The sequence below is a fragment of the Luteibacter sp. P1_D3 genome (genome assembly GCF_056406135.1).
In genome coordinates, this window is sequence record NZ_JBFUAT010000089.1 from 1 (window position 1) to 1,819 (window position 1,819).

At 66.6% G+C, this 1,819-nt stretch carries 2 protein-coding genes; one reads left to right on the forward strand and one right to left on the reverse strand.

Annotated features, from left to right (window positions below):
* Window positions 1-284: 284 nt before the first annotated feature.
* Window positions 285-851, reverse strand: coding sequence for a glycine zipper 2TM domain-containing protein (locus AC1DYM_RS22945; protein WP_477342350.1), 567 nt, complete (start codon window positions 849-851; stop codon window positions 285-287).
* 201 nt (window positions 852-1,052) lie between these two features.
* On the opposite strand from AC1DYM_RS22945, the gene AC1DYM_RS22950 reads away from it, so the two are divergent.
* Window positions 1,053-1,819: cysteine--tRNA ligase (locus AC1DYM_RS22950; protein WP_477342352.1), on the forward strand; the 767-nt coding region annotated here is incomplete at its 3' end.

Sequence of the window (1,819 nt, forward strand, 5' to 3'; positions counted from 1 at the left end):
CAGGACGGCCGACCGTTTTCGCGAGACAGGATGTCGAGTCGGAAACCGCCGGTGGGGCGCCGACCCGGCCCGTAGGGCAATCAGTAAACGGCCGCGATTCGCGGCCCTTCCCTAGCGGGTCGCCGGAGCGTGGCCCCGAGGGCGATACCCGCCGGCTCGTGCGACTCACCCGCGAGCGGCGAGCGCAACGCGAGGCCGAAGGAGAGCCCGCGCGCCGCACACAAAAAAACGAAAGGCCGCGATCACTCGCGGCCTTCCCAACTTGCATCAAGCGAAACGCCGATTCAGTCGGCAGGCGCAACACTCACGCGGACGCGGAGACGCTCGCCCGGGTCGTAGTTCAAACGCGAGACATAGACCTCACCGCGGTAACGGTACTCGACGTCGTAGCCTGCGATGCGACGCTGCTCGGAGACCGAACTGACGTCGCGGCAGCGGGTTTCCGTGCCCTGGTAGGTACGATCGCCCTGATGGGAGAGGTTGTTGCCAACCGCGCCGCCGGCGACCGCGCCGACCACGGTGGCAGCCTTGCGGCCGTCGCCCTTGCCGACGGTGTTGCCGAGCACGCCGCCGACGACGGCGCCGAGGATGGTCCCGGCGGTGGAGTTACCGCTGGACTCCTGGCGGACGACGGGCTGGTCGTAGCATTCCTGCCGGGGCGTCTCGATACGCGCGACGCCATAGACCGGATCGACGCGCAGGACGTCGGCCCAGCCAAAATGGGTGTTGTCGTCCGGACCCTGGGCCGGACCGGGCGGCGGACCCGGAGGCGGGCCGTAACGACCGTCCTGAGCACTGGCACCGGTAGCAAAAACCGCGAGGATGATCGCGGGGATGAGCAGGCGAGACATTTAGGAGAACCTCCAGCCAGGCGCACAAAGCGCCTACGGATGCATTTCATCAAGTTCACGCTGAATCCACGCTTAGAACCGCGGCGATAGCCTTCACATTGTCATGTCAACCGAATTCCGCCCCGCGCGTACGACGCACGCCGGGCCGGGCTTGCTAATATCTCCGACCGGCCGCCCGCCGCGCCCGTCCACGGATCCCCGATGCCGATCAAGCTCTACAACACCCTGTCGCGCCTCACGGAAGAGTTCAAGCCGCTCGATCCGCAGCGGGTGACCATGTACGTCTGCGGGCCCACCGTCTACAACTACATCCACATCGGCAATGCCCGGCCGCCAGTGGTCTTCGACGTGCTGGCACGCCTTATCCGGCGCCATTACCCGACGCTGGTCTACGCCCGGAACATCACCGACGTGGACGACAAGATCAACAACGCGGCCGCCGCCGCGGGTGTGCCGATCGGACAGATCACCAGCCGTTACGCCAAGGCCTATAACGAAGACCTCGCACGCCTCGGCGTGGCCCCGCCCGACGTCGAGCCCTACGCGACGGACCACATCCCCCAGATCATCCGCATGATCGAGCGCCTGATCGCCAGCGGTCATGCTTACGAGGCGGAAGGCCACGTGCTGTTCAACGTGGAGTCTTTCCCCGCCTATGGCGCACTCTCCGGCCGCGATCCCGATGAGTTGCTGGCCGGGGCGCGTGTTGAAGTGGCGCCCTACAAGAAGAGCGCCGGTGACTTCGTGCTGTGGAAGCCTTCGGACGAGACCCTGCCCGGCTGGGACAGCCCCTGGGGTCGCGGCCGACCCGGCTGGCACATCGAGTGCTCGGCCATGAGCGAGACCCACCTTGGCGAGACCATCGACATCCACGCCGGTGGCGTCGACCTGACCTTCCCCCATCACGAGAACGAGATCGCCCAGAGCGTCTGTGCGCACGGCGGCAAGCCGTTCGCCCGTTACTGGAT